Source organism: Blautia sp. XA-2221 (assembly GCF_028767025.1).
GTDB lineage: Bacteria > Bacillota > Clostridia > Lachnospirales > Lachnospiraceae > Blautia_A.
Genome location: NZ_JAJQXX010000013.1, coordinates 91,643 through 99,131 on the forward strand (window position 1 = coordinate 91,643; position 7,489 = coordinate 99,131).

The window sequence follows — 7,489 nt, forward strand, 5'->3', positions numbered from 1 at the left end:
TATGTCCGTATTTTGTTTCGTCAGTAAAGAGATTGTGTAAGGAACTTTAAAAAGTTGGCACAAAATCAAAAAAATTGCAATAAGAGCCTGTAAAAAGACCTCTGAGCATTTCGATTAGTGTAAGGAACTTTTTTACTTCTTACACGAACCTTGAAAACGAAACAGCCTGCCCATAGTGATACCAGAGTTGAATAGGCATTCAGCATGTCTTTTATGGTTAATACGTCCCGGAAACATCAGAACCCGGTACAGGAACGGATATGGGATGAGAACAGGAAATCAATAAACGAAGGAAGGAGGACATCTGACTATGACAGAGAAACAGGGATTCTTGACAGCGTTGTATGAACGTCTTAGTCGTGATGATGAATTAAACGGAGAATCCAACAGTATTTCAAACCAGAAGAAATTATTAGAACAATATGCAAAAGAACATGGATTTACCAATCTTGTTCATTTTACTGATGATGGTATATCGGGTACCAGATTTGATCGTCCAGGTTTCCTTGCCATGATGAAAGAAGTGGAATCGGGGAAAGTCGGAACGATCCTGATTAAAGATATGAGCCGAATGGGAAGAGATTATCTGAAAGTCGGACAGTATATGGAATTGCTGCGACAGAAGAATGTCCGCCTGATTGCAGTCAACGAGAACGTAGACAGCTTCCGGGAGGACGATGATTTTACTCCATTCCGAAATATCATGAATGAATGGTATGCAAGGGATACCAGTAAAAAGATAAAATCTACTTTCAAGGCTAAAGGAAAATCCGGCAAGCATGTGGCAAGCACAACACCGTATGGATATCTGAAAGACAAGGATGATCCGAATATATGGATTGTTGATGAAGAAGCAGCTGCAGTTGTACGGAGAATCTTTCACATGACAATGGATGGATACGGACCATATCAGATTGCCAGGGCGCTGAAAGAGGATAAGGTTGAGATACCAGCTGTTCATATGGCAAAGAAAGATGCTGGATTATGGAAAGGCAGAGTAGAAGAAATAAAAGATCCTTATGGATGGGGCTCTTCTACCGTCGCAGGTATTCTGAAGAAAAGGGAGTATCTTGGTCATACAGTGAACTTCAAAACCAGAAAGCATTTCAAGGATAAGAAAAGCCATTATGTATCTGAGGATAACTGGACGGTATTTGAAAATACACAGGAAGCAATCATAGATCAGGAAACTTTTGATAATGTTCAGCGAATTCGAAGCAATGTGAAACGATATCCAGATGGATGGGGAGAAGCCCACCCACTGACAGGTCTGATGTACTGTGCAGATTGTGGTTCCAAAATGTATGTCCACCGGGTAAATAATGGCAAGCGAGTACCACAATATACTTGTTCTGCATATTCTAAAGTTCCGGTTGGGACACTCTGCCGGACACAGCACAGAATTAATGCTGATGTGGTTTTAGAACTCATTAAGGAACTGTTAAGGGCTATTGCAGAGTATTCACAATTGAATCGTGAAGAATTTTTGGAAACAGTAAAAAAGGCACAGACTTCACAGCAGTCCAGTGAGATTACGAGATTGAAAAGCAGATTAGCAGAAGCAAAAAAGCGTGTGCAGGAACTGGAAAAACTGATTTGTAGAATTTATGAGGACAATATTCTTGGAAAACTGCCAGATAAACGCTATGCGATTCTTGACGGACAGTATTCTAAAGAACAGAAAGATTTGTCGGCAGAAATTGCAGATATGGAAGCTGAATTATCAGGCTATGAAGAAGGTCGCAGATCGGCGGAGAAGTTTATTGCTCTGGTTGATAAATACCAAAACTTTGATGAATTGACTACTTATATGCTGAACGAATTTGTTGAAAAGATTGTGGTTCATGAGCGTGATCGAAAAGGAAGCATTGAAACAACACAGGAAGTGGAAATCTATTTCAATTTCATTGGAAAATATTTACCTCCACATTTCGGTGAGGTAGAAATGACACTAGAAGAAATTGAAGAAATGAAGAAGCGGGAAGCCAGAAAAGACAGGCTTCATCAGAATTACTTGAAAAGAAAAGCAAATGGCAAGCAGCAAGAATACTATGAACGTACGAAAGCCAAAAAGAAAGCGGCGATGGACGCAAAAAAAGAGGGAATCCGTCAGGAAGATATTGCAAAAGGTGTGTTCGTTCCAGTATCATTGCTTCCACCTACAGAACCAAAGAAAGGAGTTGCATCAGCATGAACAAATTAGAAAGAATCATTCATGATGACAGTAACGGTCTGGATTAGTGCCTTTTGTTTTGCTCATTATTAAAAATGGACTGTATGAGCCAGTCAGAAAAATGAATAAAGACCGATCAGGTCAAAGGATTGAGCCGATGTATTTGGACTTTTGTATGAGGTTGAAATTGCGTCGGCTTTTTTATTTTACAAAATCCGAAATAGAGGATTTTTGAAAAATAGACAGAACGGAGAACATGCCGAAGGGACAGCGGCAGGAGTTTCGTTTTGTCTGCCGGGAGTGCAGAGGGCTGGAAGTCCTTTGTGCCAGGAATGCAAAGGGTGGCAACACCTTGCTGGGGTTAAGGGGCAAAGCCCTTAGCAGGTTAAGGGCGGCAGCCATTGCCCAGTGATATGGCGTTTCGCCATATGGTACTGGGTACTATCTGTAACAGCGACAGAGCCTTTTAGCAGCTTCGCTGCAATCCCTTCGGGAAAACAACTTAAAAGAAAGGAAAAATGTGAAATGAAAGGAACAAGGCATAACGGTAGGTCTGGGAAAAATGGAGTTTATAATCCACTTCACAATGATCGAAGATTTAATCCAGAACACAGTGAGCATATCGACAATGAAAGAGTTCGACAAAATATTTACTGGGACTGTTATCAGGGATATACCACAATGGAAGATCAGAGAAAAGAGGATAATTTTTCTTTTGAACAAATTGAGTTGGCATTCTATGAAGAGCATTATGGAAATTACGTTATGAAGCAAAATGAAAGACATGTGAAAGCCAGACACCCCGACAGATGCAAAGAAGTAGAAGATGTTTGGAAAAACAAAAAGACCTGTCCGGAAGAAAGTATCTATCAGCTTGGGACGATAGATGAACACGCTTCTGTGGAACTGCTGGTTTTAGTTTTTGATGAATTTAAGAAAGAGTTCGATGAACGGTTTGGTTCTAATGTGCATATCATCGACTGGTCACTGCATATGGACGAAGCAACGCCTCATATCCATGAGCGTCATGTTTTCGATGCTACAAACCAATATGGAGAGATTGAGCCGAAGCAGGAAGCAGCGTTGAAGGAACTTGGATTTGAACTTCCAAATTCGGAAAAGAAGAGATCAAAGACAAATAACCGCAAGGTTGTTTTTGATTCTGCCTGTCGGACAATGTTTTTAGATATCTGTAAACGGCATGGATTGGAACTTGATGAAGAACCATCATATGGTGGACGGAAATATCTGGAAAAACAAGATTATATCCGCATGAAGCAGAAAGAAGAAATTGCGGATCAGAAGGAAACAATCCTTTTGCAGATTGATAAGGTAAACGAAAATCGTTTGGAGCTTGCAAAACAGTCAAGTCATGTTCGTGCAAACGAAGAAATTATTCGGTCTCAGGAAGAAAAAATAAAACAGCAGGATATAGAATTCGCTAATAATTCCGACCGTATTTTCAAGCAGGGTGATCTGATTGAAGAACAGAGAGAGGAATTGCAACAGCTTACAGTCCGTATTGAAGATGTGGAAACTTTACTTGACGAAGTATCCAGTGGAGCATACGACAAGGCAGTAGAGAAAGTTGCAAAAGAAGCAATGTTGGCTACTAGAAGAGATGATATTCGCCTGGCAGAAGATTCTAAAAAGTGGATTCAGGATCCGAAACACAAGGCTTCCAAAAGAGAAAAGGATTATGCAATAAAAAGACTGGATGGTCTGATAAGAAAAATAGAAACAGCAATGGAGAAAGTGGTCATACGGATCACCAACCAGTTAAAACAGCCAGAGAAGAAAAAAACTGTTGTAGAAGAAATCAAAAAGGAAGTGAAGCCATCTATCAGGGAAAGACTTGCACAGAATGTAGCAAAAATCCAGAGAGAAGAGGCAGAGAGAAGAAAATTGAATAAAGGAGAGTCACGTTCTAGTGATTTAGAGATATAGAGCATTCCGTTGTATTTGTTATTGAATCAATGGGAGTGCTTTTTATTTTCTCGGAAAGGAGCAGGTATGAAATTATTTGAAGCTGTAAAGGAAGCTGTTACTGCAAGAAGTGCTGCAGAATATTATGGAATCAAAGTAGGACGAAATGGAATGGCCGTCTGCCCGTTTCACCCAGACAAGAATCCGAGTATGAAGCTTGATAAAAGATATCATTGTTTTGCCTGTCAGGCAGATGGAGATGTGATTGATTTTGTTGCCAAATATTTCAATCTTTCTGTAAAAGACTCAGCTGAAAAACTGGCAGAAGATTTTTCTGTACCTTATGAAAAATACCAAAGCTATAACAAGACGAAAGATTACCCAAAATCAAAACAAAAGAAACAGACACTGGATCAATTCTTTCACGAACAACAGATTCGTTTTTTTCGAGTATACAGTGACTACTACCATCTTTTAAAGAAATGGAAGGTTGATTATGCTCCCAGAATTGAAGATGATGATTGGCATCCGTTATTTGTTGAAGCAATGGAAAAATACACACTTATTGAATACAAGATGGATGTGCTTCTTAGTGGTTCACTAGAAGATCGTGCAAGATTGATTTTGGACTGTCAGGAGGAGGTGAAGAGCATTGAGCAACGAATTAAGGAAGAATCTTCCAGACGACCTGGTTGCACGTCTGGAAGCATTACAAAAAGTTGAAGAAGTAACCGAAGAGACACAGGTGGAAAAGAATTTATCCAAAATGGAACTGCCAATCTGGTTCGATGGCAAGCATATCAATGAAATCCTTCTGTATCAGACAATTCTACAGCAACATGAAATTAAGTGTATCAATGGAATCTTGTATGATATAGACCGTTCAATTCCAAATGATGAAATGGAGAAAGAGATTCTGGATATTATTGAACATTATTGGACCAGCGGGATTTCATCTAAAGTAACGGCTATTTTAAATGGATTTAAGATGTACACCCGTTCAGATCCGCTTCCCATAAAAGAAGATCGGGTTCATTTTAGGAATGGAACCTATTTTGTAAATCAGAAGTTCATCAATCGGAAAGAATGGACGCAAAACCGATTGACGGTTAATTATAACAAGGATGCATCTAAACCAAAAAAATGGCTAGCATTCCTGGATGGATTGCTCGAAGAGGATGATATTGTCTGCCTGCAGGAGTTTATGGGATATTGTCTCATTCCCAGCAATAGAGGTCAGAAGATGCTGCTGATTATCGGAAAAGGTGGTGAAGGTAAAAGCCGTATTGGCAGAATTTTAAAAAGAATATTTGGTCATAACATGAATTCAGGAAGTCTTCAGAAACTGGAAACCGACAAGTTTGCCAGAGCCGATCAGGAAGGCAAGCTGTTGTATTTGGATGATGATATGAAAACAGAAGCATTACCATCAACTAATGTGATTAAAGCAATTGTTACAGCTGAGGATGAAATGGACTTAGAGAAAAAAAACCAACAAAGCTATCAGGGACTGCTTGTTTGCAGAATACTGGCATTTGGAAATGGTACATTGAAGTCGCTTTTTGACAGGAGTAAAGGTTTTTACAGACGTCAGATTATTCTGGAAACAAAAGATGTACCGCCAGATAGAATCAATGATCCCTATTTGGCAGATAAGATGATGGAGGAAGTGGAAGGCATAGTTTTATGGTGTATTGAGGGATTAGAGAGACTGATTCGTAATGATTATCAGTTTACTATCAGTAATAAATCCCAATTATTGATGGATGAAATGCAGGAGGATGATGACAATATCCTATCGTTCCTGGAATCAACCGGATATATCAGACTGGAAAAAGGCACTCATGCTACGTCAAAAGATTTATATATTGCTTATTGCAGATGGTGCAATGATAACTTGGATGTACCCGTAAGCGAAAGATCCTTTGCAAGGAGATTTAAGGAACGGTCATCTGATTATGGAATGACTTATGACAAGAATATCTCGGTAGGAAATGGTCGTTTTTGCCGAGGATTTCGTGGGATCCATGTCAAGGTGAGGACGAAAGATGTCAATTATTGATCTGGCTGGAAAAGGCATTAGGCACTAGAAAAGCCTAAAATATATTCTGCTTAAATATATGGGTTTTATAAGTATATGTTTTTTTCTTATTAATTTTAAAAATGAAGTGCCTAAGTGCCTAAAGTATGATAAACACTGGAGAAACAGGTATTTTTAAGTGCCTATTTAATGCCTATAAAGGGCCTGAGAATAACCTTTAAGTGCCTACTCCTTGTCGGGCTTCTCAGTATAACAAGATATAAGCATATAAAAAATGCCTTCTATGGTAAAAAAGTGCTGTGATCACAAGGATTTTTGTAAGCATAAAAGAGAAGCCTATATATAGGTAGCCTATGAAACTGCAAGTGCTTATTTTGAGCCGAGTTTAAATAATAATGTCCTGACAGAGACAAATGGAATGGCTCTTCGCCGGGATCCAAAAGGAAAGGAAAAAAATGATTATGGAAAAAATGATGAATACAAAAACAGAGAAAAACATATTTACAAAGAAAATAGGACAGACGGTCTATGTTGTTCGTTATCATTTCAATGAAGATGCAACGGAAACAATGCAGGAGAAAATTAACCGGATGCTAGTTACAGAAGCAAGCCGAATGGCAGTGTATTAAAATTAGGGGGATGTAATTAAAGAAAAAATATGATATCATGCGAGTAACAAATTAGAATACGGACGGTATCAAAGAACTTATCCCGGAACTGAAACGGATAGGGAACAACCTCAACCAAATAGCAAAGAGGTGTAATGAGGGGGGAATGTTGCCGAGTGAAGCGGAAGTGCGGAAGCATGGAGAGGAGCTGAACAAAGTATGGCAGTCATTAAGGCGGTATCTTCAAAGGCGGGCATAGGGCACGCAATAGATTATGTGACGAAAAAAGAAAAGACAGAGGAGAAGCTTGTCAGCGGTCTGCATTGTGAGCCGGAGACGGTCAAGGAGGAAATGCAAGCCACAAAGGAGCTGTGGGGCAAGACGGACGGAAGAACCTATAAGCATTATGTGCAATCCTACCATGAGGACGAGGAAATAACCCCGGAGCAGGCTCACAAGAACGCTGTCGAGCTGGCAGAGCATACAAAGGCATGGAAAGGGCATGAAGTTCTGATAGCCACGCATATAGACAAGGGGCATATACACACGCACTTTATTGTCAATTCCGTAAATTATGAGAACGGTCATAAGCTCCAATGGATGTAGGACGGATTTTGCGGACATTCAAAATAAAAAAGAATGTGGAGGTAACAGACAATGGCAAAATCATTATTTGAGGAACTGGGCGGCAAATACGAAAGGCAAGGGGATTATTTGATACCGTGCTTAACTGTACCCGCC

General features: G+C 39.6%; 7 protein-coding genes and 1 pseudogene. All 8 read left to right on the top strand.

Going from position 1 to position 7,489, the window contains the following annotated elements; all coding sequences use genetic code 11:
- Positions 1–310: 310 nt before the first annotated feature.
- A complete protein-coding gene (locus tag LU279_RS11175) occupies positions 311–2,194 on the top strand; it encodes a recombinase family protein (RefSeq protein ID WP_072447165.1) in 1,884 nt (627 codons plus the stop codon).
- A gap of 504 nt (positions 2,195–2,698) precedes the next feature.
- Complete coding sequence (locus LU279_RS11180) at positions 2,699–4,120, top strand: serine/arginine repetitive matrix protein 2 (RefSeq protein WP_072447163.1); 1,422 nt, start codon at positions 2,699–2,701, stop codon at positions 4,118–4,120.
- Between the two features lie 66 nt (positions 4,121–4,186).
- Positions 4,187–4,822 (top strand): CHC2 zinc finger domain-containing protein, encoded by a 636-nt coding sequence (locus LU279_RS11185; RefSeq protein WP_072447161.1) that lies wholly within the window; start codon positions 4,187–4,189, stop codon positions 4,820–4,822.
- Positions 4,752–6,161 (top strand): DNA primase family protein, encoded by a 1,410-nt coding sequence (locus tag LU279_RS11190; RefSeq protein ID WP_227222458.1) that lies wholly within the window; start codon positions 4,752–4,754, stop codon positions 6,159–6,161. Before LU279_RS11185 ends, LU279_RS11190 begins: the two co-directional genes overlap by 71 nt.
- Before the next feature lie 440 nt (positions 6,162–6,601).
- Positions 6,602–6,769, top strand: coding sequence for a transposon-encoded TnpW family protein (locus LU279_RS11195; RefSeq protein WP_072447490.1), 168 nt, complete (start codon positions 6,602–6,604; stop codon positions 6,767–6,769).
- Between the two features lie 145 nt (positions 6,770–6,914).
- Complete coding sequence (locus tag LU279_RS13565; protein ID WP_231307149.1) at positions 6,915–7,007, top strand: hypothetical protein; 93 nt, start codon at positions 6,915–6,917, stop codon at positions 7,005–7,007.
- Complete coding sequence (locus LU279_RS11205; RefSeq protein ID WP_002860781.1) at positions 6,968–7,354, top strand: relaxase/mobilization nuclease domain-containing protein; 387 nt, start codon at positions 6,968–6,970, stop codon at positions 7,352–7,354. Before LU279_RS13565 ends, LU279_RS11205 begins: the two co-directional genes overlap by 40 nt.
- Positions 7,355–7,405: 51 nt before the next feature.
- Positions 7,406–7,489, top strand: a pseudogene (locus tag LU279_RS11210) (TnpV protein); the annotation flags it as partial.

Excerpts from the sequence above, each read along its gene's own strand:
- LU279_RS11195 (WP_072447490.1), top strand. The coding sequence starts at position 6,602 with ATGGAAAAAATGATGAATACAAAAACAGAGAAAAACATATTTACAAAG.
- LU279_RS11175 (WP_072447165.1), top strand. The coding sequence starts at position 311 with ATGACAGAGAAACAGGGATTCTTGACAGCGTTGTATGAACGTCTTAGT.
- LU279_RS13565 (WP_231307149.1), top strand. The coding sequence starts at position 6,915 with ATGTTGCCGAGTGAAGCGGAAGTGCGGAAGCATGGAGAGGAGCTGAAC.
- LU279_RS11205 (WP_002860781.1), top strand. The coding sequence starts at position 6,968 with ATGGCAGTCATTAAGGCGGTATCTTCAAAGGCGGGCATAGGGCACGCA.
- LU279_RS11180 (WP_072447163.1), top strand. The coding sequence starts at position 2,699 with ATGAAAGGAACAAGGCATAACGGTAGGTCTGGGAAAAATGGAGTTTAT.
- LU279_RS11185 (WP_072447161.1), top strand. The coding sequence starts at position 4,187 with ATGAAATTATTTGAAGCTGTAAAGGAAGCTGTTACTGCAAGAAGTGCT.